Origin of the sequence: Pseudoalteromonas sp. APAL1, assembly GCF_021532475.1 — a bacterium.
GTDB lineage: Bacteria > Pseudomonadota > Gammaproteobacteria > Enterobacterales > Alteromonadaceae > Pseudoalteromonas > Pseudoalteromonas lipolytica_C.
In genome coordinates, this window is sequence record NZ_JAKGAW010000004.1 from 134,636 (window position 1) to 159,702 (window position 25,067).

26 protein-coding genes are annotated in these 25,067 nt (G+C 40.1%); 12 read left to right on the forward strand and 14 right to left on the reverse strand.

The genetic code is table 11. The annotated features are described in order from the left end of the window. From L1264_RS03725 to lpxC, 4 genes are all read left to right on the forward strand, one after another. Entirely contained in the window at window positions 1-780 is a 780-nt protein-coding gene (locus L1264_RS03725; protein ID WP_135923498.1) for a cell division protein FtsQ/DivIB, read from the forward strand. Next, window positions 777-2,009, forward strand: coding sequence for a cell division protein FtsA (gene ftsA / locus L1264_RS03730; protein WP_235403656.1), 1,233 nt, complete (start codon window positions 777-779; stop codon window positions 2,007-2,009). The genes L1264_RS03725 and ftsA overlap by 4 nt, the downstream gene beginning before the upstream one ends. Before the next feature lie 21 nt (window positions 2,010-2,030). After that, complete coding sequence (gene ftsZ / locus L1264_RS03735) at window positions 2,031-3,278, forward strand: cell division protein FtsZ (RefSeq protein ID WP_135923499.1); 1,248 nt, start codon at window positions 2,031-2,033, stop codon at window positions 3,276-3,278. A 104-nt stretch (window positions 3,279-3,382) separates the two neighbouring features. After that, window positions 3,383-4,294: a UDP-3-O-acyl-N-acetylglucosamine deacetylase gene (gene lpxC, locus L1264_RS03740; RefSeq protein WP_135923500.1), complete on the forward strand. Its 912-nt coding sequence runs from the start codon at window positions 3,383-3,385 to the stop codon at window positions 4,292-4,294. Between the two features lie 60 nt (window positions 4,295-4,354). Here the strand turns inward: lpxC and yjjG are convergent, their stop codons facing one another. From yjjG to L1264_RS03755, 3 genes are read right to left on the reverse strand one after another with little or no spacing between them, the layout of a single operon-like run. Then, the gene (yjjG, locus tag L1264_RS03745) at window positions 4,355-5,029 is read right to left on the reverse strand and encodes a pyrimidine 5'-nucleotidase (RefSeq protein ID WP_199526635.1); all 675 of its coding nucleotides are present in this window, start codon (window positions 5,027-5,029) and stop codon (window positions 4,355-4,357) included. 11 nt (window positions 5,030-5,040) lie between these two features. Then, a complete protein-coding gene (gene yjjX, locus L1264_RS03750) occupies window positions 5,041-5,580 on the reverse strand; it encodes an inosine/xanthosine triphosphatase (RefSeq protein ID WP_199526634.1) in 540 nt (179 codons plus the stop codon). Window positions 5,581-5,628: 48 nt separating this feature from the next. Continuing rightward, window positions 5,629-6,528, reverse strand: coding sequence for a phosphoribulokinase (locus tag L1264_RS03755; RefSeq protein WP_135923503.1), 900 nt, complete (start codon window positions 6,526-6,528; stop codon window positions 5,629-5,631). A 228-nt stretch (window positions 6,529-6,756) separates the two neighbouring features. Here L1264_RS03755 and L1264_RS03760 point away from each other — a divergent pair, with 228 nt between their 5' ends. Together L1264_RS03760 and L1264_RS03765 are read left to right on the forward strand one after the other, a co-directional pair. After that, the gene (locus L1264_RS03760; RefSeq protein WP_199526633.1) at window positions 6,757-7,626 is read left to right on the forward strand and encodes a hypothetical protein; all 870 of its coding nucleotides are present in this window, start codon (window positions 6,757-6,759) and stop codon (window positions 7,624-7,626) included. A gap of 64 nt (window positions 7,627-7,690) precedes the next feature. Then, complete coding sequence (locus L1264_RS03765) at window positions 7,691-8,056, forward strand: hypothetical protein (protein ID WP_235403657.1); 366 nt, start codon at window positions 7,691-7,693, stop codon at window positions 8,054-8,056. 38 nt (window positions 8,057-8,094) lie between these two features. Here the strand turns inward: L1264_RS03765 and L1264_RS03770 are convergent, their stop codons facing one another. From L1264_RS03770 to L1264_RS03795, 6 genes are all read right to left on the reverse strand, one after another. After that, window positions 8,095-10,665, reverse strand: a complete 2,571-nt coding sequence (locus L1264_RS03770) for a M1 family metallopeptidase (protein ID WP_199526631.1) — start codon at window positions 10,663-10,665, stop codon at window positions 8,095-8,097. A gap of 112 nt (window positions 10,666-10,777) precedes the next feature. Beyond that, window positions 10,778-11,455, reverse strand: coding sequence for a hypothetical protein (locus L1264_RS03775; RefSeq protein WP_135923507.1), 678 nt, complete (start codon window positions 11,453-11,455; stop codon window positions 10,778-10,780). A gap of 117 nt (window positions 11,456-11,572) precedes the next feature. Next, the gene (locus L1264_RS03780) at window positions 11,573-11,923 is read right to left on the reverse strand and encodes a DUF2750 domain-containing protein (protein ID WP_054552718.1); all 351 of its coding nucleotides are present in this window, start codon (window positions 11,921-11,923) and stop codon (window positions 11,573-11,575) included. A gap of 17 nt (window positions 11,924-11,940) precedes the next feature. Continuing rightward, window positions 11,941-12,519, reverse strand: coding sequence for a glutathione S-transferase family protein (locus L1264_RS03785; protein WP_199526630.1), 579 nt, complete (start codon window positions 12,517-12,519; stop codon window positions 11,941-11,943). Between the two features lie 60 nt (window positions 12,520-12,579). Beyond that, entirely contained in the window at window positions 12,580-12,861 is a 282-nt protein-coding gene (locus tag L1264_RS03790) for a peptidylprolyl isomerase (protein WP_054552716.1), read from the reverse strand. A 73-nt stretch (window positions 12,862-12,934) separates the two neighbouring features. Next, the gene (locus L1264_RS03795) at window positions 12,935-13,510 is read right to left on the reverse strand and encodes a glutathione peroxidase (protein ID WP_135923509.1); all 576 of its coding nucleotides are present in this window, start codon (window positions 13,508-13,510) and stop codon (window positions 12,935-12,937) included. 75 nt (window positions 13,511-13,585) lie between these two features. Here L1264_RS03795 and L1264_RS03800 point away from each other — a divergent pair, with 75 nt between their 5' ends. The 3 genes from L1264_RS03800 to L1264_RS03810 all read left to right on the forward strand — a co-directional run bounded on the left by L1264_RS03800 (window position 13,586) and on the right by L1264_RS03810 (window position 17,317). Then, window positions 13,586-14,077 (forward strand): GNAT family N-acetyltransferase, encoded by a 492-nt coding sequence (locus tag L1264_RS03800; RefSeq protein ID WP_199526629.1) that lies wholly within the window; start codon window positions 13,586-13,588, stop codon window positions 14,075-14,077. Window positions 14,078-14,221: 144 nt separating this feature from the next. Next, complete coding sequence (locus tag L1264_RS03805) at window positions 14,222-16,174, forward strand: sensor histidine kinase (RefSeq protein ID WP_199526673.1); 1,953 nt, start codon at window positions 14,222-14,224, stop codon at window positions 16,172-16,174. A gap of 15 nt (window positions 16,175-16,189) precedes the next feature. Then, window positions 16,190-17,317 carry a response regulator gene (locus L1264_RS03810; RefSeq protein ID WP_138556729.1) on the forward strand — a complete coding sequence of 376 codons (1,128 nt, stop codon included), beginning with the start codon at window positions 16,190-16,192 and terminating at the stop codon, window positions 17,315-17,317. 1 nt (window position 17,318) lies between these two features. On the opposite strand, the gene queG is transcribed toward L1264_RS03810, so the two are convergent. The 5 genes from queG to L1264_RS03835 form a co-directional block, all read right to left on the reverse strand. Then, window positions 17,319-18,473: a tRNA epoxyqueuosine(34) reductase QueG gene (gene queG, locus L1264_RS03815; protein WP_421967612.1), complete on the reverse strand. Its 1,155-nt coding sequence runs from the start codon at window positions 18,471-18,473 to the stop codon at window positions 17,319-17,321. 49 nt (window positions 18,474-18,522) lie between these two features. Further along, window positions 18,523-19,728 (reverse strand): methyl-accepting chemotaxis protein, encoded by a 1,206-nt coding sequence (locus tag L1264_RS03820; protein WP_135923512.1) that lies wholly within the window; start codon window positions 19,726-19,728, stop codon window positions 18,523-18,525. A 96-nt stretch (window positions 19,729-19,824) separates the two neighbouring features. Further along, window positions 19,825-20,523: a glycerophosphodiester phosphodiesterase gene (locus L1264_RS03825; protein WP_135923513.1), complete on the reverse strand. Its 699-nt coding sequence runs from the start codon at window positions 20,521-20,523 to the stop codon at window positions 19,825-19,827. Beyond that, complete coding sequence (locus tag L1264_RS03830) at window positions 20,520-21,386, reverse strand: DMT family transporter (RefSeq protein ID WP_199526628.1); 867 nt, start codon at window positions 21,384-21,386, stop codon at window positions 20,520-20,522. The genes L1264_RS03825 and L1264_RS03830 overlap by 4 nt, the downstream gene beginning before the upstream one ends. A gap of 107 nt (window positions 21,387-21,493) precedes the next feature. After that, entirely contained in the window at window positions 21,494-22,402 is a 909-nt protein-coding gene (locus tag L1264_RS03835) for a DUF350 domain-containing protein (RefSeq protein WP_235403658.1), read from the reverse strand. Window positions 22,403-22,585: 183 nt separating this feature from the next. On the opposite strand from L1264_RS03835, the gene L1264_RS03840 reads away from it, so the two are divergent. The 3 genes from L1264_RS03840 to L1264_RS03850 all read left to right on the forward strand — a co-directional run bounded on the left by L1264_RS03840 (window position 22,586) and on the right by L1264_RS03850 (window position 25,049). After that, window positions 22,586-23,290, forward strand: a complete 705-nt coding sequence (locus L1264_RS03840; protein WP_171040380.1) for a tetratricopeptide repeat protein — start codon at window positions 22,586-22,588, stop codon at window positions 23,288-23,290. 74 nt (window positions 23,291-23,364) lie between these two features. After that, window positions 23,365-24,450: a sensor histidine kinase gene (locus L1264_RS03845; protein WP_199526627.1), complete on the forward strand. Its 1,086-nt coding sequence runs from the start codon at window positions 23,365-23,367 to the stop codon at window positions 24,448-24,450. Beyond that, window positions 24,447-25,049, forward strand: coding sequence for a response regulator transcription factor (locus L1264_RS03850; protein ID WP_054561025.1), 603 nt, complete (start codon window positions 24,447-24,449; stop codon window positions 25,047-25,049). Before L1264_RS03845 ends, L1264_RS03850 begins: the two co-directional genes overlap by 4 nt. The last annotated feature ends 18 nt before the right edge of the window (window positions 25,050-25,067 follow it).

The window sequence follows — 25,067 nt, forward strand, 5'->3', positions numbered from 1 at the left end:
ATGCATCCGGTTTTAGAAAAAGCAAAGCAGTTAAAACAACAACTTAATTGGTCGTTGATATTTGGTGTGAGCTTTTTTTTAGTCGTGGTTTTTGGTCTAGTAAAAATCACGACAGGTGTGTCTGACTGGTTAGTTGAAAATAAAGATGCGCAAATAAAGCATTTATCGGTATTAGGACAACCCAAATATACAGATGAAAAAGCGATTATTGGCGCAATAAAAAAAGCGGATTTATCGAGTTTTTTTGAATTAGACGTGAAACATGTGCAACGCTTGGTACAAAGCTTACCTTGGGTTGCGACAGCTTCAGTAAGAAAGCAATGGCCAGATACTCTGCAAGTTTACGTAGTAGAGCATCAAGCAGTTGCGCACTGGAACAGTGGAGCGCTTTTAAATCAATCAGGTGAGGTATTTGAAGCAACTAGCGATAAGCTACCTGATACACTTCCTCAGCTTTATGGCCCAGAGGGAAGTGAAATTGAAGCCTGGACAGCATTTCGTCAATTTCAAGAAATGCTTAAGGTCAATAATTTAGAGCTGACAAGTTTAGCGCTTTCAGAGCGCTTTTCATGGCAGTTATGGCTTGATAACGGCATTCGCCTGAATTTAGGTCGTAAAGAAAAAGCAAAGCGTGTACAGCGTTTTATTGATGTGTATCCGCGCATGGAACAACGTGCAGATGCACAAATTGATGTTGTTGATTTACGGTACGATACCGGTCTTGCAGTGAGCTGGAAGCCACTTCAAGAAGAGCAATTAGAAAATAAGAGTAAGGCATGACTAAGTCAGCAGAAAGAAACCTAGTGATTGGATTAGACGTTGGCACATCAAAAGTAGTAGCCACCGTTGGTGAGATCACCGCAGATAATAAACTCAGTATTGTGGGTGTTGGCAGCCAAGTATCGCATGGTATGGATAAAGGCGGCGTTAACGACCTTAACCTTGTTTCTGAATCGATTCGTCGTGCTATTGACGAAGCGGAGTTGATGGCTGATTGCCGTATCAGCTCTGTTTACTTAGGTATATCTGGTAAACATATTCAATGTCAGAATGAAAGCGGTGTGGTTGCAATCAATAACACTGAAGTGACTGATGAAGACATCGAGAATGTAATTCATATCGCGCGTTCAGTGCCTATTTCGGCTGAACGCAAAATGTTACATGCTCTGCCACAAGAATACAGCATCGACATGCAAGAGGGGATTAAAAACCCATTAGGTATGAGCGGTGTACGTATGGAAGCCCGTGCACACATTATTACTTGCTCGAACGATATGGCAAAGAATATTGAAAAGTGTGTTGAACGTTGTGGCCTTGAAGTCGATCAGTTGATCTTTACGGCTCTGGCATCATGTTACTCAGTACTAACGGATGATGAAAAAGAGTTAGGTGTCGCTGTATTAGATATTGGTGGTGGTACAATGGACATCACTATTTATATCAATGGTGCGCTGCGTCATTCGGCTGTTATTCCGGTTGCTGGTAACCAAGTGACTGGTGATATTGCAAAAATATTTAGAACACCTATATCACATGCAGAGTCACTCAAAGTACAATACGCATGTGCAAGCAGCCAAATGGCAAGCAATGAAGACACTATTGAAGTACCAAGTGTAGGTGGACGTCCAGCGCGAATCATGTCGCGTCATACTTTATCTGAGATTGTTGAACCTCGTTTTAGAGAATTATTTGAGTTGGCGATGGAAGAAATACGCCGCTCAGGTTTAGAAGACCAGATTGCTGCAGGTCTCGTCATTACAGGCGGAACAGCAAAAATGACTGGCGCAATGGAAGTGGCAGAAGACATTTTCCAAATGCCGGTCAGAATTGGCAAACCAATCGGGATTGTTGGTTTGACAGATTATGTAGATGATCCTTCGTACGCGACCGCGGTTGGTTTGTTACAATACGGCCGTACAATGCAATCGATGAATGCACAAAAGTCGAAAGCGGAAGGTGATAATAATTGGTGGAACCGTATTACTAAATGGTTCCAAGGTGAGTTTTAAGACTCAAGTCGGAGAGTAAACATGTTTGATATGATGGAACAGCACAGCGAAGAAGCTGTCATTAAAGTAATTGGCGTGGGCGGTGGCGGCGGTAACGCTGTTGAGCACATGGTAAAACAACAAATTGAAGGCGTACGTTTCATTGCTGCGAATACGGATGCACAAGCATTACGTAATTCGTCGGCTGATGTAACTGTACAGCTAGGCACACAAATCACCTCAGGTTTAGGTGCGGGTGCGAACCCTGAAGTAGGTCGAAACTCAGCAGAAGAAGACGCTGAGACAATTCGTGCCAGCCTTGAAGGTGCTGACATGGTATTTATCGCTGCAGGTATGGGCGGTGGTACAGGTACCGGTGCTGCACCAGTGGTTGCTAAAATTGCTAAAGAGTTAGGTATTTTAACGGTTGCTGTAGTAACTCGTCCGTTTGACTTTGAAGGTAAGAAACGTGCGGCAGCAGCTGAACAAGGCATTAATGAGTTGTCAGAAATTGTAGACTCGCTTATTACAATTCCGAACAATAAATTGCTTAAAGTTTTAGGTAAAGGCACTACACTATTAGATGCCTTCGCAAAAGCAAACGACGTTTTATTTGGTGCGGTACAAGGTATTGCAGAGCTAATCACACGTTCAGGTCTGATCAACGTGGATTTCGCCGACGTACGTACAGTTATGTCAGCGATGGGCACTGCAATGATGGGCACTGCATCAGCGTCTGGTCCTGACCGTGCACAAGAAGCGGCAGAAGCAGCTATTTCAAGCCCATTACTTGAAGATGTCGATTTAACCGGTGCTAAAGGTATCCTGGTTAATATCACTGCAGGTATGGATATTGCGATTGAAGAATTTGAAATTGTAGGTAATCACGTTAAGGCACTTGCATCAGAAAACGCAACAGTGGTTGTTGGTGCGGTAATTGACCCTGAAATGAGTGATGAACTACGCGTAACAGTTGTTGCAACAGGTTTAGGCGGCGATCGTCGTCCACAGTTTGGAATTGTTGATAATGGCTTTAAGAAAGCATCAGGCTCTGATGTACATAGCTCAATGAACCAAACGACTAGCAGCATGTATGTACCAAGCTTTGCAAGTCAAGGCAGCAGCGATGATGTAAGCATGTCTGCTGCACCTGAAAAGCAAGAGCCAGTACAACAAAGTACAGCGAGCAGCTCAGTATCTAGCAGCACTGAGAGCAGCAAAAAGTCTGATAAATCAGAAGGTGGCGATTATTTCGACATTCCTGCTTTCCTAAGAAAGCAAGCTGACTAAGACAGGTTTTGTTGGTAATTTTGTTCGATAAATAAACAAATTGGCAGCTGAATGTATTTATGATACAATTTGCCGTCTAACTGTAACTATAAGTGAGCGAACCTATGATTAAACAGCGTACGATTGCAGAAGTAGTCAAAGCCATAGGAATTGGACTTCATAAAGGTGAGAAGGTCACTATTACTCTCCGACCTGCGAGCGCAAATACTGGGATTGTATTTCGTCGCGTAGACCTTGATCCGGTTGTTGATTTTGAAACAACACCTGAAGCCGTTGGTGATACGCAATTGTGTACCTGTTTAACAAACAAAGATGGCGTTCGCTTATCAACGACTGAGCACCTTATTGCGGCGGTAGCGGCAATGGGTATTGATAATCTAATTGTTGAATTAGACAGCTCAGAAGTACCTATTATGGATGGTAGTGCATTACCATTCATCTACTTGTTACAAAAAGGCGGCATTAAAGAAGTAAATGCAGCTAAGCGCTTTATTCGTATTAAAGAAAAAGTACGTATTGAAGAAGGCGATAAATGGGCTGAGATCGAACCATACGATGGTTTCCACATCGATTTTGAAATTGCGTTTGATCACCCTGCAATCAATGAAAGCCGCCAACGTATCGGTTTAGATATTACGACGCAAAGCTTCACAGAAGAAATCAGCCGCGCACGTACTTTCGGCTTTATGAAAGATATTGAGTATATGCACGCTAACAACCTAGCATTAGGTGGTAGCATGGATAACGCAGTTGTATTGGATGAGTTTAAAGTACTAAATCCAAACGGCTTACGTTATAGCGATGAGTTTGTTAAACACAAAATCTTAGACTGTGTGGGCGACATGTTTATGACTGGCCACAACATTCTAGGTAAAATCACGGCTTATAAATCAGGCCATGATTTAAACAATAAACTACTTCGTAAAATTATGGCGACTGAGTCAGCATGGGAATGGGCAACATTCGATACCCCAGTGACTATGCCAGCACCAGGCTTAGAAGTAGCAACAGCTTAATCGCAAGCATATTACAGTTATAAAAAATGACGCTTTAAGCGTCATTTTTTTTTGCTTAGCTTATAAGCCTAGAATCGCTTCAAGCTCGACCAACTGATTGATTTGATAAGTTGGTTTAATATCTTCTGGTAACTCAACCCCAGGATGTTGCAACCAGCAAGTGTCGATACCAACATTATGACCGCCTAAAATATCGCTAGCAGCGGTATCACCCACCATTAAAATCTGCTCTTTTGGTGGATTACCCATTAATTGGAAAGTATGTTGAAAAATTTCTGGAGCAGGTTTGGCTTTACCGACTAACTCTGAAATAACCAGCCAATCGAACATATCCTGTAAACCTGTATGCTCTAAACGCTTTTGCTGTAGTTTAGCAAAGCCATTGGTAATAATGCCTAACTTGGCGTGTGACTTTAATTTAGTCAGTAGTTCAACCGCACCAGGTAGTGGCACACAAATAGAGGCCATAGCGTCTAAAAAGCCATCATTTAAGGTTTTTGCTGGCACATCTAGTCTATTAGCCCACTCTGTAAAGCGGGTGATCTGTAGCTCACTGGCAGTAATTTCGTGCTTTTGATAAGCAACCCAAAGCGGTTTATTAGTTGCTTGGTAATGATGATAATCTGACTCAGTAAATTCTACGCCATAATTGGCAAACATTACCCTGAGGCCTTCAAATGCATTAAAACTAAATAGTGTTTCGTCGGCATCGAATAATACGTGGCTATACTTCATGGTTATCCTAATTACTGATTAAACAGGGTAGGGTGTAAAAATGGTGCCATTGCAAGCGTTAGCGCTTGTACATAAGTACTTTCGCGTGTCGCTAAGTGATTGGTCAATAAACCAATAGCGCCACCTTGCTGCTTGATATTAACAGTATTGAATGCATCATCCATTACATCTCCCAGCTCTTTACCGGCCAGTAAGGCATCATAAAAAGGTTGAGGTAAAGGTAGGTTGCTACTGCGGCCAACGCTAAATTGCTGCTGGTTTGCAATCACCACAAAGGCAAAGGTTGCTGCGCCATAACTAAATTGTTCTGCGCCTCCCTCCATTGCGGCATAAAAGTCGGCATCAAAGTGGTTTTGGCAATACTTAACACGGTTTTCAGCGCCGATACGGGTTTCATCTTCACCTAGTGGCTGATCAGGCACACCCGATGGTGCATGCTCACCTTTGCATTCAATGGTATATTCTGGGAAATAAAGACTAAAGACATGTTTAGCCGCGTTAATTTTTACAGGGTTCTTTGAACCGACAATAACACGTAATGTTTTTTTCAAGCTGGCGACTCCATTATTTCGGTTGAGCCAGCAGTGTACCCGAGTGAGTTAAATCGGCAAGTCAACTGGGGCTAAATTTTCAAGTGCGCGCTTTTTCAAAATAATATCTTTGATCAACGGTGTTAAGACCAATTCCATTGCAAGGCCCATTTTACCGCCCGGCACAACAAGCGTGTTTATGCGTGACATAAAACTGCCTTCAATCATGCGCAAATAATAGGGGAAATCTACGTCTTCTATGCCTCGAAAACGGATCACAACAAAACTTTCATCAAGAGAAGGAATATCTTTTGCACTGAACGGGTTAGAGGTATCAACCGTTGGCACCCGTTGGAAGTTTATATGTGTTCGTGAAAACTGAGGGGTAATATGGTTAATGTAATCATCCATACTGCGCACAATTGAGCCCATGACAGCTTCGCGCGAGTGACCTCGTTCAGAGGTATCGCGGATCAATTTTTGGATCCACTCAAGGTTGATAATTGGCACCATGCCAATTAACAGGTCAACATGTTTGGCAACATCATGATTTTCATCAACAGCACCGCCATGCAGACCTTCATAAAACAACATATCGGTATTGGGTGCTAAGTCTTGCCAAGGCGTAAAAGTCCCCGGCAATTGGTTATAAGGAACTGCTTCATCAAAGGTATGTAGGTAGCGCCTTATTTTTCCTTGGCCGGTTTCACCATAATGATAAAAAAGCTCCTCAAGGGCACCAAAATCGTTAGCTTCTCGGCCAAAATAGCTAATATGCTTGCCTTCTTGTTGTGCTTCACGGACCTTTTTATCCATTTCTGGACGTGTATAACGATGAAAGCTATCTCCTTCAATAAAGGCAGCATCAATATCTAAGCTTCTAAAAATATGCTTAATGGCATTGGTTGTGGTGGTGGTGCCAGCACCAGATGAGCCTGTAATTGCGATGATAGGGTGTTTAGCTGACATAATTATTCTCGTTATTTGTTGATACCAATCGACTTAAATATTGAAACATTCTAGCGCGCAGAATGGTCAGTAACTTAACACGATTGGTGTAGCGTGCATAAAATCAATCAGTCGAAACTGATAAAAAACGAACACTCCCTAGTTATAAAGGTCGAGCATGGTAAGGTCAAGTGACTGTCAGATTAATTAGCGCTATCATGGCATATAAAAATTAAAAGAGAGAACCCTATGAAATTGATTTCGTCTTTACTTTTCGTCGCCGCAGGGACATTTTTTACTAGTCACGTAAATGCTGCGATGCCAAAAAGCGAAATACTACTTGCTGATTTTGACACTCCTTACGGCATGAAAGTCTCGCGGATAACCGATAATAAAAGTTACAACAATCAGCCATTTTTAGTTGATACAGGGCTGTATTACACCCATGAGGTTATTGCTGAAACTGGACAGTCACAAACAGATATTGTGTTTTATAACTTTGCTACAAAAACTAGCGTGAATATAACTAATACGACTGTTAGTGAATATTCACCAACTTTAATGCCAAATCAGCAGGCTCTCTCAGCAATCGTTGTCGAAGAAGATGGCAAACAAAAGTTATGGCAATATCCGCTTGCTAATGAGCAAACTGCAAGCCGTATTTTTGAATGGATTGAACCAGTTGGCTACCATGCATGGGGCGCTGAAAACGACCTAATTATGTTTATTTTAGGTGAACCACATACCTTGCAGTACACGAGTATTGCAGCCGCTAAACCGCGAGTAATTGCAGCTGATATTGGCCGTACGTTAGTTTTTGATAAACATACAAACAGTTATTTATTTAGTTATAACAAAGATAATCAACATTGGGTTGCACGCTTTGCGCCGCAAACTGAAGAGGTCAGTGACTTATTTAGGTTACCTGACTCAGTGCAAGATTTTGCTTTAATTGATCAAAAAACTTTGGCATATGCGGTTAATAACCGAATTTACAAGCGCAGCCTAACAGAGCCTGAAGTGGTATCACAATGGCTTGATTTAAGGCGTTTTTGTGAAGGATCAATTTCGCGTTTAAATTATAAACATAACAAACTGGCATTTGTGTGTAATAAATGAGTAACGGTTTTACACTGATTGCTGTACTGTGACTAATAATTAACGCTATTGATAAGGGACGAATTTGTCTTTTTCTGCCGAACAACTTAGTGTACAGCTGGTTAAAGCGGGCTGTCGCAGTAATTTTAAAATTAAGAATATTAACGAATTTATGCCAGCAAACTCAAAAGAAGCTTTTTATGTTCATGAGCAAAGTGGCCAAGCTAAAATCGTTATTAGACCAATTTTTGAAGTATTTAGTGCTGACTTTGATGCAATCGAAGGTATTACGCGTGTTAAAGACTATTTTCACAGCAGTGAGATGACACGCTTTCCATCGCGAATTTATAAAAGTGCGCATCCCATTCATTATGGTATCGCATTTAAAGTCACTTCCTCTGAAGCGGCTGAGCAATTTATAAATAAATTAAGCGCTATTTTGGCGCAATAAAAAGGGCCACATAGTGGCCCTTTTTGCATCTAGTAGGGTTAGCGTTTAAGGAAGCTATTTACTGAACTTAACTCACGTTTTTTCAGTGCAATACAATCATTAACGCTTTCTTCAAGCTTACTAAGAGAGCGTGCATACCCTGGTACTTCAGTGATTTTATCATTGAAGAAGGTTTTGGTTTTCTCTAGGCTTTGTGCATCACAGCTTGCGGTAGTGAAGAACGGCAAGTTTGGTACAAAGAACGGTGGTAAGTTCTTAGTGATCGCATCGTAATTGTTGTAAATCCATTCAATAAACAGTGCTTCACGTTCTTTACCATAGCCTAAACCACCTAACAGCGTGCGCATATCTGAGGCTGTTACGTCATCAGTTAAGCTGTATTCAAGTACTGCTTTTTGTAGCTCTGGTTTACCAAAGTAACCCATTGCTGCCAGCATCTTAGTACGTACTTGTGGATCTTTGGTGGTTTTAAAGGTTTGCTTGTACTTTTCAAGTAACTTCGCATCACCATGGTAAGCAGCAAGATTTAAGTAAGTTGATGCTAAGTATGGGTCTACATTTTCAGGATTATTTAAGTAAAGTGCTGCTTGCGCTTTTGCGGTATCAATTACTTTTTGATCTTCACCATCAAAACCTAAACGCGTAATCACTTGCGCACGTAATTGTGATACTGCCGCGTCTTCATCTGCTTTTGCTGTTAAACCATACTGCTTGGCAGCAGGTGAAATGCTGTTACGGATAAACTTAGGCCATAGCTCACGGTTGCTGTCGTCTTCGAATACACGTTTTTGAGAAGCAAGGTAACCTAATGCTGTATTTGCGACTAATGGGTGCGCATCACTTACGAAGGCTTCTAAAGTTTGCATTAAGTGAGCGGCAGAAATAACACCTGCATCAAGTAATGAATCAACAGCAGAAAGCAGCGCTAAGCGTTCACGAACCGTTAGTTTGTCAGCAGCGTTATCGAGCAGGGCATTGAACTGTGCGTCATCTAATACCCAGCGGTAATAGCCCATTGCACCTTGATCTGGGTAGATCCACTCAGGCTCAAAGTCGAGAGTCAGTTGCTGTGTTTCTTTGTTAAGCAGTACACTTGCGGTTTTAACTTTGTCGCCCGCACCATACTTAATCGCAACCGGAACATTCCAAAGTTGTGCAGGTGCATCAACGCCAGCATTTACAAAACGGCTTTGGCTGATATTAATTTTTTTACCATCTTGCGTTACTTTAATAAGTGGGAAAGATGATTGTTCGATAAACGATTTTAGAACACTGGCTACATCTTTATTAGACGCTTCGCCTAGTGCTTGCCATAGATCCGCGGCTTCTGCATTCTTATACGAGAATTTCTTCAAGTAAGCGCGAATACCTTGCTGGAATGCATCTTCGCCAATCCAGTTTTCAACCATAGATAAAACTGCACTACCTTTGCTGTAGGCAAGGCCAAGGCCATCCATAATGTCAGCTTCAGTTTTGATTGGTTTACGAATAGGCTTGGTACTTAAACGTGCATCTAAGGCCATTACATAATTTTGTGGTAAATCTAAGTGCGACTCAAACTCAGGGTTAATTTGTGCTGTGATTTTCGCTGCCATCCAGCTTGCGAACGCTTCGTTTAACCATAAGTCATTCCACCATTTCATGGTCACTAGGTTACCGTACCATTGGTGGGCTAACTCATGGGCAATAATTGATACATTACGCTCTTTTTTGCTGCGCGTTGCTGTCGATAGGTCTACCAGTAAAATGTCTTCACGGTAAGTCACTAAGCCTGCATTTTCCATAGCGCCAAATGGGAACTCTGGTACTGCCACTGAGTCTAGTTTTTTGTAAACGTAAGGAATGCCAAAATAATCTTCCAGTGCTTTTAACACGCGAGGCATATTTTCTTTTGCGTAATCAGCAAGGTGAATTTTACCTTGTGGAGTCACCACACGGCCAGGGATCGGCATGCCTTTAATTTCAAGCTCTTCAAACGGGCCTACAGCCATGGCGACTAAATAAGACGGAATAGGCGGCGTTTTATCAAAAAAGTGTGTTGTCATATCGCCATCAACTTTGGTTTTTAATACCGGTGTGTTGGCATACACTTTTTGTGATGTTGGCGCTGTGATTGTTAGCTGAAAAGGTATTTTATAACTAGGCTCGTCAAAAACGGGGAATGCACGACGAGCATCACTCATTTCAAATTGGGTGAAAAGGTAAGGCGTACCTTGGTCTAAGGTTTTATATAAACCAACACTTTGACGGTTATAAGGTGCGGTAAAATCAACTTTTAAAGTGTATTTACCAGGCTGAATTTTTTCTTCACACGCGAATTTAACTTTGCCTGTTTTTAGCATTTCAGCGCTTAGGTCGCAGTTTTCTGCACCTAAAATTTTCGCCATACTAACGGCATAATCAATACCGTTTAATTCGATGTAATTCGTTGCTTTTAGAACTTCTAAAGCAATTTCGGTATGACCAGAAAAATTGTCTTTTGCAGGATCAAGCGTTAGTGCTACTTGTTGTGAGCTAGGCTTGGCAAGCTTTTCGATAACATATTCATTGGCATGGGCAGAGCTAACAGCAAGTGCAACACTTACCGTTAATAGGCTTTTTAAGAACATAAATATCCCTGATTTTTTGTTGTTAGAAAGGCACCTGCTATGAGGGGCGAATCACCATGCTATCAGGTTTTAATTTGAACAGTAATAAATAGTTAGTAACAAAGTTTGTCAGTTAATTATGGCGGTCGATGAAACGTTGCCAATGCAGTTGCGGGTTTATTTGTCGGACGTTTTGTAACACGGCATTTAATAACGGCATATCAGTAAAGCGTTGCTCGTTGAAATCTTTAAAACCAAGTAAGTAGTTAAAAGCATCTTTGCTGTTTGCTTGCAGGGCATGAATTCGCACTTGTTGTTCGAAGTTAAGCCGTAAGCTGCTAATTGCGGTTTTCATACCTTGTTGATCAACATTTGGAATCGCGCATTTTTGTAAATAACCAGCTCGCTCACCTTCGCCAGAAAACCAAATACGTACTTTTTCGCTATAGCGACCTGATTTAGCGGGTAAATCAAACATTAGTCGTTGCTGGTTTTGCTCGTTTAAAAAGTCTAAGTACTGATCAAGTCCTGCATCGAGTAATGCATTATGAATAGGCACATAGCGGGGCTTGATCTTGCCATGCGTATGAAAATCAAAGCAGCGAATTCCGTCAAGGGTGACGATGTTATCTAGGGTTAAGTGGCCAATTTCATCGCTGTAGGCACCAGTATAATAAGCAAATAAAGGTAGCCAAAAATGCCAATGCTTAGCTTGTTCACGAACTAAACGCTGATCACCATAGATGTAACCATTATACAGGGTATGTAATTCCATGGCCGAAAAGGGCCTACGACCAAGATGGGACTTCAACCTAAAACCTTGATAATAAAGATGTGTCCAGAAGAGTATACCTGATAAGTATCAAGTTTCCAGCTTAACGACACAGCCATAAAAGTAGCCGTGTCGTTGTAAGCTCAAGGATTGGAGTTAATCGCAAAGTGCTTTAGCTAGACCAACAGGTTCGATTTCAACGCATACTTGATCATCGTTCCAGTTTAAACCAACTAGCGCATCATCTTCGTTTAGGTCTTCAACCCATTCGTCCAAAAATTCATCTAGGCCAATTTCGACTGGCGTATAGTCTTGCCACTCGTCTTTACATTGTGCTTTTGCTGCGTCTTCAGTGCCCCAAAGTAATAGCACATCAGTGTCGCTAAATTGGTTTGATTCACAGACAACAAAACCACCATCTTCGGCACCCAGTGCCCACATAGATTCGTTCAAGCGAACTTTTTCAACAAAGCTAACTAATTCTGATTCAATTTCGATATCGCTCATTTGCGTAACCCTTATCTTTATTTTCGTGGATCTGTTTGTTGTACCGCCGCGTTATCTGCAAATTTATGATAAAACTCTACTAAGTGTGTTAGTTGACTAAAATCAGTTAATTCACGAAAGCGGATCCAATCTAGCAAGCAGTATAAACTGATGTTGAGGTATTCACAGCTTTTAAATACTGGCTCAGATAAATGATCATTTAAATAGGCTAATGTTTCAGCAATTCGTTCGTTTTGTAAATTAAAAAACAATTTATCGTCGTGGGTATTAAATCCAGAGCGCTGGCAAAGTAACATTTCTACGAGTGAATCATTGCAAGCATTAATAATGGTTAAATAATTTTCTTGTTGCCAACTGAGTAATGTTTGATCTGTATTTTCTAACAAGTAGCGAATAATTGAGTTTGAGTCAAAAACATGAAAGCCTTTATCAATTAACACAGGAATTTTTCTAGCCGGATTATGAGCAATCATGGTTTTACGGTCTTGCTCAGAGAAAATATCTAGGTTTATAAATTCAAGAGCTTGCTTATTGAGTGCAGACCAAATACGAATACGGCGCACAAAAGGTGAGGTGGTCGAGCCTAAAAGTTGCATTTTGAGATCCTTCGCAAAAAAAAGCCGCTGGTTAGGCGGCTTTCAAATATTCGTATGAAATCAGTCAGTACGGCTTGTTACTTCAAGCAGGTGGTAACCGAACTGTGTTTGGACCGGACCTTGTACTTGGTTAATGGGAGCTGAAAAAACCACTTTATCAAACTCAGGTACCATCATGCCTGGACCAAACTCACCTAGTGCGCCACCATCTTGCCCCGATGGGCAATTAGAGTGAGCGCGCGCAAGTTCTGCAAAATCAGCGCCCTGTTCAATTTGCTGTTTTAAATCTAAACAGTGAGCTTCACTGTCTACGAGAATGTGTCTTGCACTGGCTACTGCCATAACATCTCCCTACTATGTGTTTTAGTATTAAATTACTAGTTTAGTTCAATATTTACTGAACGAAAAATTAAATTTATTTTGCAGCTAATTCTGCTTCAATCGCATCACGTAACTCTTTAGATTCTGGCTTGGTTTTACTGTTGAAGCGCTGCACTGTCTTACGGTCTGCAGACACTAAGTATTTGTAAAAGTTCCAGTTAGGTGAGCTGGTTACTTCGTTTAAGTGTTTAAATATAGGGTTTGCATCACTACCGCGAACAGCACTGGTAGCCATCATATTAAAAGTCACCCCATAGTTAATAAAACAAACTTTTGCTGTGTCTTTTTCATCGTCTTCTTCTTGAAAGAAGTCATCAGAAGGAAATCCTAATACAACTAACCCGCGGTCTTTGTATTCCTTATGGATGGCTTCTAAGCCTTCAAACTGACCGGTAAAACCACAATTACTTGCGGTATTGACGATCAATAGCGGCTTGTCTTTAAATTCACAAAAGTTAATTGATTCTTTTGAGCGCAATTTTCGTAATGTAACGTTGGTGAAATCGTCGCATTGGCTAGTTGATTTTGCTGTTGGCGTGGCTTCTGTGGTTTGTGCTGCAAGGTTTGTTGTAATTAGACCTGCTGCAAGTAACAAAGCATATTTATACATACTAATTTCCCGCTAGTTATTTGTGATGAATATACGCTAATATGCGAAAAAGTGATCATTTAATTTCAGCTATTTATGACGATTCGTACAGCAACTCAAAACGATTTAACTGATATTGTCGCGATTTACAACGAGACAATTCCTGGACGTATGGTAACCGCAGATACCGAAGAGGTGACGGTTGCGGACAGGCAAGTATGGTTCGATAGCCACTCAAAAAAACGACCTATTTTTGTATGTGAACAGGCAGGGAAGGTGGTTGCATGGATGAGCTATAAATCTTTTTATGGCCGCCCCGCTTATGATGGTACTGTTGAAATCAGTATTTATATTACCCAGCGAGCACAAGGACAAGGGCTAGGAAAACAATTGCTTACATTTTCAGAGCAACATGCAAAAACGCTTGGAATTAAGGTGTTGTTAGCTTTCATCTTCAGCCATAACATGCCGAGTATAAAACTGTTCAAGCGCTTTGATTACTTGGTGTGGGGAGAATTGCCTGAGGTGGCTATTATGGATGGAAAACCTTATAGCTTAACCATTTTAGGTAAGCATATTGACGCATAACATACGGTAAAACAGATAAAAAGTGCTAAGTCATTTGTGATGCTTCGAGTTTTTAGACTACGCTAATATAGGTAATTATTCTTATAGTGGGTGTGGTTTACAGTGCGCAGAATCTTAATTGTTGATAGCAATAGTGTTTTAGCGATGCGAGTAAAAGTGCTGCTGGAGCTGATCGGCTGCAGGGTTGAGCTATTACACTTTTCTATGGTTGATGATTCAGTAGTAGAACAAGACTTTGATCTTGTGGCTGCTTCTCATGGTGTACCAACGACAGTTATTCGAAGATTAATGGGCGGGTTTTCGCATGACCGCTTTTTATTGCTTGCTCCAAAAGCACAACGAAGCGACCTGCTTGAGCACTTCAGCGTGGTCAATCGATTACTGCCAAATGCAGTCGTTATTTATCCTTTTTTTGCCAATAAGGAAATTAGCTCTTTACTAGAAGAGGTGCTTGAGCTCGATAGTGACAATATTCTTCAACTTCCTAAAGTGCTACTTGTTGATCACTGTGCAGAGCGTCTAGAAAAAATAGCGCTTAATCTCAAAGGCGCACATATAGAGACGTTAACTGCTGACAACTCACCCTCTGCAATAGAACTTATCAAAGAGCATGATATTGATCTATTAATCAGTGATTTTACGTTTGCTGATGGCACGGGGCTTGAGTTATTCATAAAGCTTAAAGCGTTACAACCGCATAGCCGTTGTTTATTGTATACCTCAAAACCGGATCAGGTTTCTATGGTTGCTGCAATTCGACAAGGGGTTGAGGATGTCTTGATCAAGCCTGTTGACGATAATAGCTTATTGCAGTCAGTGCATAAGCTTTGGCAAACCGAGTTATTAAAGCGTCACAATGCTGAGCTTGTTGAGCGATTACAAAATACCGTTGATGCTCTTATCGAAAAAGACAGCTTACTGCGGGTTATTTTCAAACATACTCCCGATGCCATTATTTTATTTGATCGCCATGGCAAGATAATCGAAACCAATGATGCATGTGAACAGCTATTCGATAAGCCCTTGAAGGAGTTTGAAAACTGTTCAGTATTCGATTTTTTTGATGCAACATCCATTTTACGTATCAAAGAAAAAATAGCGACGCTAAATAAAAATCGTCAGTTTAGTTGTGATTTAAGGCTACTTAAAGAAAACGGTAACACAGTTCCTTTGGTGGGATCGTTCAATGAGATAGACCATCATGGTGAAATAGCGCTTGCGGTAATCTTTAAAAATGTAACGCACTTAAAAGAAAAAGAAGACCTACTTTTAGAAGCGAAAGATATGCTTGAGGAAGAAGTCAAAGCGCGTACGGCACAACTAGAGCATGCAAAAAATGTAGCAGAAGCAGCAAGCCTCAGTAAATCTGAGTTTCTAGCGAATATGTCTCACGAATTAAGAACACCAATGCATTCTATTTTAAGCTTTGCTCGTTTTGGCTTAGAAAAAGTTGCTAATGACGACTTAAGCAAAGATAAATTAAATAAATATTTGTCACGAATAGAGCAAAGCGGAGAGCGGCTTTTATCTTTACTTAATAACCTTCTCGATCTGTCAAAGCTTGATGTCGGTAAGTTTCCTTTTAATCCGCAAAAACACAACCTCAGTAACATTATAAAAACCAGTATTGATGATGTTTCGGGCACCGCGCTTGAAAGAAACATTATTATTCGTTTATCGGGAGGAGAACAAGGTATTACCCTTGATTGTGATGAAGAGCAGATCAACCAAATCATGCGTAATTTATTAGGTAATGCTCTGAAGTTTAGTGAGCCTAATAGTGAGATTGAAATTAGTTTGTCGTCACAAGAAAAAATGGCCGAAATCGCTGTTATTGACCATGGTATAGGTATTCCTGAGCAAGAACTTGAAAAGGTATTCGCTAAGTTTGAACAAAGCAGTAAAACTAATAGCGGTGCCGGAGGAACTGGGCTTGGGCTTGCTATTTGTCGCGAATTTGTCACTTTGCATCAGGGCACAATTAAGGCACTTAATAATGAACATGGCGGTGCGACAATTATCGTTCGGCTGCCCCTGCAGATAGATTTACCAAAACACTTAACGAATGACACTAAACCAATAACACTTAATTCATAAGACGGAAGAAATAACATGGCCTTAAAGCGAATTTTAGCCGTAGATGATGAACCATTTAACTTAGAAATCATTGAAGAGATTTTTGAAGATCTCGATTTTGAGCTGAAGATGGTAAATAGCGGTCCAGAATGTTTAAACGTTGTTGAAGAATTTGCTCCACAAGTCATTCTGCTTGACGTAAGTATGCCTCAAATGAGTGGTTATGAGGTTTGTCGCAAACTAAAAGAGAATCCAAGTACAGAAAAGATTATTGTCATGTTCGTATCGGCAAGAGGCACTGTAGAAGAGCGAATGGAAGGCTATTCCGCTGGTGCTGAAGACTATATTGTGAAGCCATTTAGCCATCAAGAGCTAAAATTAAAATTATTGAACCTGAATCAAGTCCTTATTGAAAAAGAGGCTCTAGAGCAGCAAGTAGAAGATGCCACATCAACTGCGTTTAATGCGATGGCTAATAGCAGTGAAATGGGGCAAATAGTTAATTATATTGAACATATAGGTTTGATTGAGAGTGAACGTGAGTTAGGAAAAGCCTTTTTAAACTGCCTAAAGTCATTCGATTTACAAAGTAATGTCGAGTTTAGATTAGGTACGCATGTTGAGCATTTTTCTGTAACGGGTGTGTGCTCACCGATCGTCATTGAATTGTTCGACATGTTAAAAAGAAAAGGGCGACTTCATGAGTTTTCGAACCGCATTTTAGTTAATTACGACATGATTAGTCTGCTTATCTTAAACATGCCAGAGCAAGACCCCGATAAACATGGTCGAATTCGCGACCATATTTGCTTTCTAGTGAGTGTTACAGAGCAACAATTAAAAGCGATCATTACTAAAAAAGAATTATTAAAACAGCAGCAACAACTAAATGAAGCTGTGAGTAATGTACATAGAAAATTTACTGGCTTAATCAAGCTGTTAGATGACAACCGAATTAGTAATGAGGCAGTATTTAAACAGCTACAAGAAGATCTTGAGCAGCGAATACCCACTATGGGCTTAGATGAAGACCAAGAGATATTTATTTATCAAAAGGTGGATGAAACGATTCAAAACTCGGTAGCCAGAGAAGAGTCTGTCAAAGGAGTTAAATCAGCGTTTCATGAAATCGAAAATGATTTATCGCAACTATTAACACGTTAATTTAGGCATCCCGCGGCAATCCTTTTTCAACAATACGAATTAGCCGCGCAGTTTTGCGTAACTTAATTTGTCGCTTGTTTTGCTGTTGCTCGAGCGCCCATTCGATATGCTCGGCAACTAAAGGGCTGGCATTAACAAGCGTATCGCTCAAAGCTTGGATGATGTTGTCGTTGTAATCGGCATTACCTAATCCTACAGCGAGGTTTCGTTGCCAACGTTCGTGACCAATACGGCGGATAGGGCTGCCTTCGGTATTTTTTAAAAACGTCGCTTCATCCCATGCAAAGAGCGTCAGTAAATCTTGGTCTTTAAGCTGTTGTCTGGGATGAAAGTCAGCTTCATCGGTTATTTGTCCGTAACGATTCCACGGGCAGACTAACTGGCAGTCATCACAGCCATACACGCGATTACCTAAAAGTGGGCGATACTCTTCAGGGATTGCACCTTGCAACTCAATAGTAAGGTAAGAGATACATTTACGCGCATCAACAACGTAGGGCTCAACAATGGCACCGGTAGGGCAAAGGGTCATACAGGCTACACATTTACCACAGCCTTCAAAGCTATTTTCTTGATCAATAGGCAGCGGTATATCAACAAACAATTCACCTAAGAAAAACCATGAACCCGCTTCTTTGTTGATTAATAAGCTGTGCTTTCCACGCCAGCCTAGACCTGCTTTTTCGGCCAGTTGTCGCTCAAGTACAGGTGCAGAGTCAACAAATGGACGAAAGCCTAACTGGCCAACATGTTGTTCAATTTGCTGGCCTAACTTTTTTAGGCGGTTGCGAATTAACTTATGGTAATCACGACCTAGTGCATAGCGACTAATATAGGCTTTATCGGTCTGTTTGAGATTTTTAGCAAAACTTGCATCAGGTGGTAGGTAGTTCATTTTTACTGAGATGACTCGCTGCGTGCCAGGCACCAGCTCAGCGGGGCGCGCTCGCTTCATTCCATGGGCTGCCATATACTCCATCTCACCGTGATAGCCTAAATCTAACCAGCGCTGTAATTGTGCCTCGTGTTTAGTAAGATCAATATCAGTGATCCCGACTTCTGCAAAGCCAAGGTCTTTACCCCATTGCTTTATTTGCAGTGCGAGTTGTTCATAATCAGTAGCAGGTGTTGTCACGGTCAATAAAAAAGTAGCCAAGAAGTGGCTACTTTATCATAGATTAGCTACATTCAGCAGCTAAAAGAGACTATACAAAGCGTTTAAGCTGCTCTTGGGTTTGTTGGCTGAGTAGATGAGATTGCTCACAATCAGCCAGGGATTCATCTATTTGCTGTTTAGCTTGCTCACCTAACGCCACAATTTGCTCAACACTTTGATGAGTTTGGGTTTGAGTTTGCTCTAATAAACGCACCGCACTAACAATTTGTTGCAGTTGCTGTTGATTTTGCTCAAATTCAGAGAGCATGTTACTAAATCCAGTTGATGTGTTGCTAATTGCTGTTTCGGCTTCACTTGAGTGGCTAATGAGCTGCTCAGATTCTTTATTGGTTTCGCTTACTAGACTATTCATTTGATTGATGAAATCGCTAATTTGGCGGGTTGCATCATTGACTTTTACTGAGAGGGTTCTTACTTCATCGGCAACCACGGCAAAACCACGGCCAGCTTCACCAGCACGGGCTGCTTCAATGGCCGCATTGAGAGCAAGTAAATTAGTTTGATCTGAAAACTCTTCGACCATTTTCAAAATAGCGCGAATGTTTTCGCTGTTCTCTTTCAACCCTGATACGGTAGCTGAGAAGTTACCGAGTATTTGGCTGATCATTGCTACTTTTTTAACGAGGGATGACAGTTCATGAGCTGAGTTTTGTACAAAACTCAGGTGCTCACTGTTAACATGATGCACGCTGTCAGTATTTGCTGATATATTTTCAAGGCTCGAGGTAATTTGATTGCTTGAGTCAGTAATTGTTTGACTGAACTCAATTTGCTGGTGGCTCAATTGCGCTGTTTGCTGCATTGACTGGGTCATTTTTGAGCTACTATCAGCACTCGCTTGGGCACTTTGATATGTAGTGGCTAACAACTGACTCAAATGGGTAGTAAAAGTGTTGTATTGTTCACTTAAATCTCGAAATTCATCGTAAGTAAAGTGGGGTAACTTTGCAGACAAGTCGGCATCATGTTGATTAATTTTTTCTAATGTATCGCGCATTGCCTGCACCGGGCGAACAATTAAAAAGCGCATATAAAACACAGTAAAAATAAAGCTGGCAAAAATGATAAAAGTCATCAGCCAAAATAAACCCATACTGGTTTGTTGTTCTGAAAGACTGCTGTAAAGCCAGATAAGCGTGATCGCTTGAAACGCAAACACAAAACCTAAATTACCGACAATCTTACGTGTTAGGGTGTAAAAGAAAGTTTGTTCGATAAAATTATAAATGCGCATATAGCTACTCAATATGGTGTTGTGTTGATTCATTTTGGCGTATTTTAGTATTGTTCATTTTCACATAATTCAACAGTATAGCTTAGTTTTGTTGAGTTACAGTGACTGTAGTGTCATTTGTGTATGACATGGAAAATTAGTGAAAATACCATCTACGCCATACTCTAGCATAAGCTCTATATCTTCTACCTTATCGACCGTATAGGCATAAACTTGAAGACCGCGTTGCTTAGCATCCGCAACAAACTCATGGTTTATAAAGTTTTTATCTACATGAATGCTATAAGCATGCAGTTTTTGCGCAAATTCACTGTAATTAATTGGGATAGAGGCGGTGAGAGCACCAATCTTTACCCAAGGCAGTTTTTGTTTAAGCCACATTAGTTGGTGATGATCAAATGATGAGACTAAAAGGTTATCTCTAGAAATTTTCCCGGTACTGACATTTGACTCAATAAGCTCAACAAACTTGTCTAATGAAAAGGTATGCTTTAGCTCTAAATTGAGCAAAGTTTTATCATCGACCCAATCAATGGCTTGCTGTAAAGTCGGCACTACTTCGCCATTACCCGCATCGTACTGTTGAATTTGCTCTTTTGAGCAAGCATTCACTTTACCGCGACCTGAGGTTGTGCGATCAAGCCAGGTGTCATGAATAATCATGTAGTCATCAAGGCAGCTTTGTACATCAATTTCGATACCATCTACTGCTAAATCAACGGCGGCGAGAATGGCGCTCTTGGTATTTTCTGGGTAGGTACCGCTGGCACCTCTGTGAGCGAATACTTTTATCATTGCTTATGTTTCCGAGTCACTGACCATGTTTCATAAAAAGCGGCGCTTATCACTAACGCACCGCCCAATAGGGTGCTAATTGAAGGTTGCTCATGCAAAATTAAAAAAGCGAAAAACGTGCCATACAAAGGTTGCAAACAAGATATTAAACCAGCCGTTGAAGCCGATAAGTTTTGCAGACTTGCCGCAAACAATGAGTGGGGCGCTGCTGTAAAAATAACCCCAACGGTAATTAATAGCAGCCAATTAATTGTATCAACTTGTAATGGCGGCACTTCAACAAAGGCACAGAGCATGATACTGGCAATCCAGGTTTGATAAAGCATGGTTTGAGGACCGCCATATTGGCTAAAGTAACGCTTGTGAACAATATTCCTAAAAGCAAAAAATAACGCCGATAAAATGCCAATGACAATGCCCATAGTTACATCATTGCCTAAACTAGCATCAGGAATGAGCAAGTAAATGCCAGCCATTACAACCAAAGCACTAAAAATATCTTTCAGTTGTGGTTTGTTACCATGAAAAAAAGGTTCTAAAAACACTGTGATAACAGGGTAGGTAAAAAAGGCAATCATACCTACAGCGATACCAGCCAATTGCATACCAGCAAAGTAGGTGAGCCAATGAATCCCAACCGTTACGCCAAGCAATAAGGCGATGAGGTAATCACGACGAGAGCGGAGCTTGATGGCTTTGTGTTGAATTGTGAGTAAGATCACTAATGCACAGCCTGCAATCGCTGTTCGGTAAACGGTAATATCTAATGCACTTAAGCTGACTAACTTTGCAAATAATGCCGTTCCACCAAATAGCAGTACTGCAATGTGCAAGTATATTAGGCTTTGTTTGTGTGCCTGCATTACTGACCTTATTATTGTTGTTATTAACTCTCTTTGTAACGGTAATCCTTTACTTTGTAAACTCCCCAAATAGGCTAATCCATTCGTTTAATTCCAAAATTACAACTTTAAATAGCGATAGTAATAATAACGGCAACACAGATAGCAATGCTGCTTTCTATTACAGCGACTGCCGTGTTTTTATCCTGCATTGCTTGATCAATCGAAATTTTACTGAAAATAATTTTATCAACTAAGTAACGAACAACCGGTAAAATTAAAAAGCCAAATAATGCGTCAATAAAGAATAAACTTAAGCTTTGCTGCCAAGAGTGAAAGCCACCAATAAGCGCATGACATAAAATAATAGCCAATGCCAACATGGTGCCCGAAAAACTCAGCGCAACAGCTTTATTACCTTTTTCTAGTTGCTCATTCAAGTTAAAAGCTGTGAGGTGATCATAGCCTTTAGCGAAAATAATTAGCATAAGTTGACCTAACAAGTAGAACACTATTGCTGATAACCAAGTACCTTCTCCCGTTAAAGCGCCTCCAATGATCAAGGCTGCAGCCATGTAATTAGCGGCTTGAACCAAGCCAACCGCTTCATTTTGTTGGTTTATTAGCTGCTCTTGGTTGCAAAATAAACGAAGTAATAATTTGTCATTTAAAATACGTGAACATGTTAACAACACCATTCCTAGTAAACTGTAGAGCGAAACATTTATTAAATCGGTAATTAAGCCTTTACTTGGGCCTGTTAAAACAAAACCATAGATAATAGTGATTGCTCCCAAATACCCTCCAATTGAAAGACCCAGAGCGCTATTTGCATTATCGGTTAATTGACTGGTGGTGTTATAAGGAGTTGCTAAGTTATACGACAGTTTTGCAACGGCTATAATTGCAATGAATAGAGCTATGTAGGCGCTATTGTAAGCCATGCTTGAAAGATAGTGAGTTAAGTTAATATCCATAACGGTTGGGTTATTTTGTTGTTCTTTTTCGAAAATCTTATCATAGAGTGTTTGTTGCAAAGAATATCAACGCTTCATTTTTGGCAGAATTAATCAATTTCTTAAAAGTTTCATCGCTTTTTTATGACAATTGTCATGATGTATTGCTTACAAATGTCGTTAAACACTCATTCTTTTTTAAGTAACACTATACCTGTACCGATACATGCCGGTTTGTCATTCATTAATATAAAGGGTATAGCTATGAATCTAATTACTAAAAATATTTACTCGTTATTCGCTGCGGCAATTACATTTAACACAAATTACGTATTTGCTGAACAAAGTACTATAGATAGTATTGAACTTGCATCTCAACAGCATAACTTGTCAGAACTTACCGAAATAGCAAAAAATGCAGCAGGGTATGATGCAGCGCTTGTGAATTATCGCCTTGCTATTGCACATAATATCATGGGTGAAACTGAAAAAGCGCTTGCCTTACTTGATATTGCACAAGCAGTGCTTTTAGACGATAAACTTGGCGCAGATAAAAGTGAGGCAAACGCATTGCTTGCTCAAGTGTATGGTTATCGTATTTCGATTAAACCTATTACAGGTTTTTACTACGGCATAAAATCGAACAATGCGTTAAATAATGCGGTGCAAATTGACAAAAGTAATCCTCGTGCTCATCTAGTTAAAGGTATAATTGCTTTAAACACACCTAGCATGTTTGGTGGAAGTAAACAGCAAGCGCTAAGCTCATTGAATGCGTCTCTTATTCACTATCAAAATGATAATAATGATGGTTATAAATGGGGGCAGGCGGAAGCATATGTCTGGCGTGGGTTAACATATTTAGCACTAAATGATGTGCAAAAAGCAGTGCAAGATTGGCAAACATCACTTGACCTTGCACCAAACTATACATGGCCTAAAGTTTTGATAAATAACAATAAGCAGTAACTAATCGTGGGCAGCCATATGCTGCCCAAGTTTAGATAAGATTTAAAAAAGCCAAAAAATGGGATTGAGCATAAATGAAAAGTGATAGTTTTAGACAAAGCTTAGCAATTGAAAAAAAGCCTTACTGGGTCTGGGGTCCACTTGTTTTTTCAAGTTTTTATTTTTTACCGTTGATTCTAAGTTTTGAGCAATTCGCAGCTTTAGATATTTTTATTATAGTTATGATATATATAACTTTTATTTTTTACTATGTTAAAGCTGCTAACGCAAAAGGTGAAGATGCACTCATTCCAGTGTCTATAATTGTTATTATCGCAACTTTTGGTACATATTTAACTCTTGGAACACAAACTTTATTTGGCTTTGCTTGCTATTTTTTTGGGTTCAACTTTAGACAAAAAAAAGGCGTTTTAGGGCTAGTTGCTGTTGCTTTAAGTATTTTTCTCGCGGTGTATTTATTTGATTTGAATAATCCATATTTTATTGCGCCAGCACTCATCATCAGCATTGCACTTTATTTTATGGGACGTGCTGAGAGGCGTGAACGAATACATCAGTTAAGTGAACAAAAAAGTCAACATCAAATAGAACAGTTGGCAATGATTGCTGAACGTGAACGCATTGCACGAGACCTTCATGATTTAGCTGGTCACAGTCTATCGTCGATTGCTCTAAAAGCAGAACTAGCCGAAAAGTTAATTGTTAATGATAACGTTGAGCAAGCACAGAGTGAAATAAAGCAAGTGGCGGCCATTAGCCGAGATTTACTCAGTGATATTCGTAAAGCAGTAACAAATATGAAACAGTTTAACCTCACTAAACAGTTAGAGTTTTTGCAAGAAGAGCTAACACAAAATGGCTTTAATGTAATAGTAAACAATGAATTAACAAACTTATCGACAGCAACACAAAAAACCGTATCGCTTATTGTTACTGAGGCTTGCACTAATATTTTAAGGCATAGTAAAGGGAATGAAGTTTTAATTGATATTAGTAAGGAACTAATATCAATTAAGGATAACGGTATAGTAACCACATTTAAAAGTGGCAATGGCATTAATGGCATTAAGCAGCGTACTGAAGCACTTGGCGGAGAGCTTATTGTGGAAAATAAAAAAGGGTTTAACCTGACTATGAATTTTCAAGCGAATTTATCATGATTAATTTACTCATTGTTGAAGATCAGCAAATGGTTAGGGAAGCAATTAGTGCGCTTGTTGGACTTGATCCATTTATTAATGTCGTTGGGCAAGCAGAGGATGGCAAAGCTGCACTTAAATTTATTGAACAAAATAAGATTGATATGGTGTTATCAGATATTGAAATGCCCAATATGTCAGGCATCGAATTGGTAGAAATACTGAGTAAGCGCCATTCTGATATTAAAACCATGATAATAACTACATTTTCAAAGGCAGGTTACATAAAACGTGCTATGAAAGCAGATGTTCGCGCCTTTATTTTAAAGGAAGCGCCATCAGAGCATTTAATTAATGCAATAAAATCAGTCAATCAAGGCCGAAGAGTCATTGATCCCGAACTTGCTTTACTTGCATTATCTGACACTGATCCATTGACTAATAAAGAACGCAAAGCATTAAAATTAGCCGGTGATGGCTTAAAAACTCAAGATATTGCAAAAACATTGTTTTTATCAGAAGGGACGGTTAGAAATTATCTTTCAGAAGCAATGAGTAAACTAAATGCGGTAAACCGAGTAGATGCTGCTCGCATAGCAAGACAAAAAGGGTGGTTATAAGGTCCTTAATTTTGCTAT

Coding starts and splice junctions, on each gene's coding strand:
- L1264_RS03820 (WP_135923512.1), bottom strand. CDS start 19,728: ATGCGCATTTATAATTTTATCGAACAAACTTTCTTTTACACCCTAACA.
- L1264_RS03795 (WP_135923509.1), bottom strand. CDS start 13,510: ATGTATAAATATGCTTTGTTACTTGCAGCAGGTCTAATTACAACAAAC.
- L1264_RS03830 (WP_199526628.1), bottom strand. CDS start 21,386: ATGCAGGCACACAAACAAAGCCTAATATACTTGCACATTGCAGTACTG.
- L1264_RS03725 (WP_135923498.1), top strand. CDS start 1: ATGCATCCGGTTTTAGAAAAAGCAAAGCAGTTAAAACAACAACTTAAT.
- L1264_RS03850 (WP_054561025.1), top strand. CDS start 24,447: ATGATTAATTTACTCATTGTTGAAGATCAGCAAATGGTTAGGGAAGCA.
- ftsA (WP_235403656.1), top strand. CDS start 777: ATGACTAAGTCAGCAGAAAGAAACCTAGTGATTGGATTAGACGTTGGC.
- ftsZ (WP_135923499.1), top strand. CDS start 2,031: ATGTTTGATATGATGGAACAGCACAGCGAAGAAGCTGTCATTAAAGTA.
- L1264_RS03800 (WP_199526629.1), top strand. CDS start 13,586: ATGACGATTCGTACAGCAACTCAAAACGATTTAACTGATATTGTCGCG.
- L1264_RS03810 (WP_138556729.1), top strand. CDS start 16,190: ATGGCCTTAAAGCGAATTTTAGCCGTAGATGATGAACCATTTAACTTA.
- lpxC (WP_135923500.1), top strand. CDS start 3,383: ATGATTAAACAGCGTACGATTGCAGAAGTAGTCAAAGCCATAGGAATT.
- L1264_RS03840 (WP_171040380.1), top strand. CDS start 22,586: ATGAATCTAATTACTAAAAATATTTACTCGTTATTCGCTGCGGCAATT.
- L1264_RS03785 (WP_199526630.1), bottom strand. CDS start 12,519: ATGCAACTTTTAGGCTCGACCACCTCACCTTTTGTGCGCCGTATTCGT.
- L1264_RS03805 (WP_199526673.1), top strand. CDS start 14,222: ATGCGAGTAAAAGTGCTGCTGGAGCTGATCGGCTGCAGGGTTGAGCTA.
- L1264_RS03845 (WP_199526627.1), top strand. CDS start 23,365: ATGAAAAGTGATAGTTTTAGACAAAGCTTAGCAATTGAAAAAAAGCCT.
- L1264_RS03755 (WP_135923503.1), bottom strand. CDS start 6,528: ATGTCAGCTAAACACCCTATCATCGCAATTACAGGCTCATCTGGTGCT.
- L1264_RS03770 (WP_199526631.1), bottom strand. CDS start 10,665: ATGTTCTTAAAAAGCCTATTAACGGTAAGTGTTGCACTTGCTGTTAGC.
- L1264_RS03790 (WP_054552716.1), bottom strand. CDS start 12,861: ATGGCAGTAGCCAGTGCAAGACACATTCTCGTAGACAGTGAAGCTCAC.
- L1264_RS03825 (WP_135923513.1), bottom strand. CDS start 20,523: ATGATAAAAGTATTCGCTCACAGAGGTGCCAGCGGTACCTACCCAGAA.
- L1264_RS03780 (WP_054552718.1), bottom strand. CDS start 11,923: ATGAGCGATATCGAAATTGAATCAGAATTAGTTAGCTTTGTTGAAAAA.
- L1264_RS03760 (WP_199526633.1), top strand. CDS start 6,757: ATGAAATTGATTTCGTCTTTACTTTTCGTCGCCGCAGGGACATTTTTT.
- yjjG (WP_199526635.1), bottom strand. CDS start 5,029: ATGAAGTATAGCCACGTATTATTCGATGCCGACGAAACACTATTTAGT.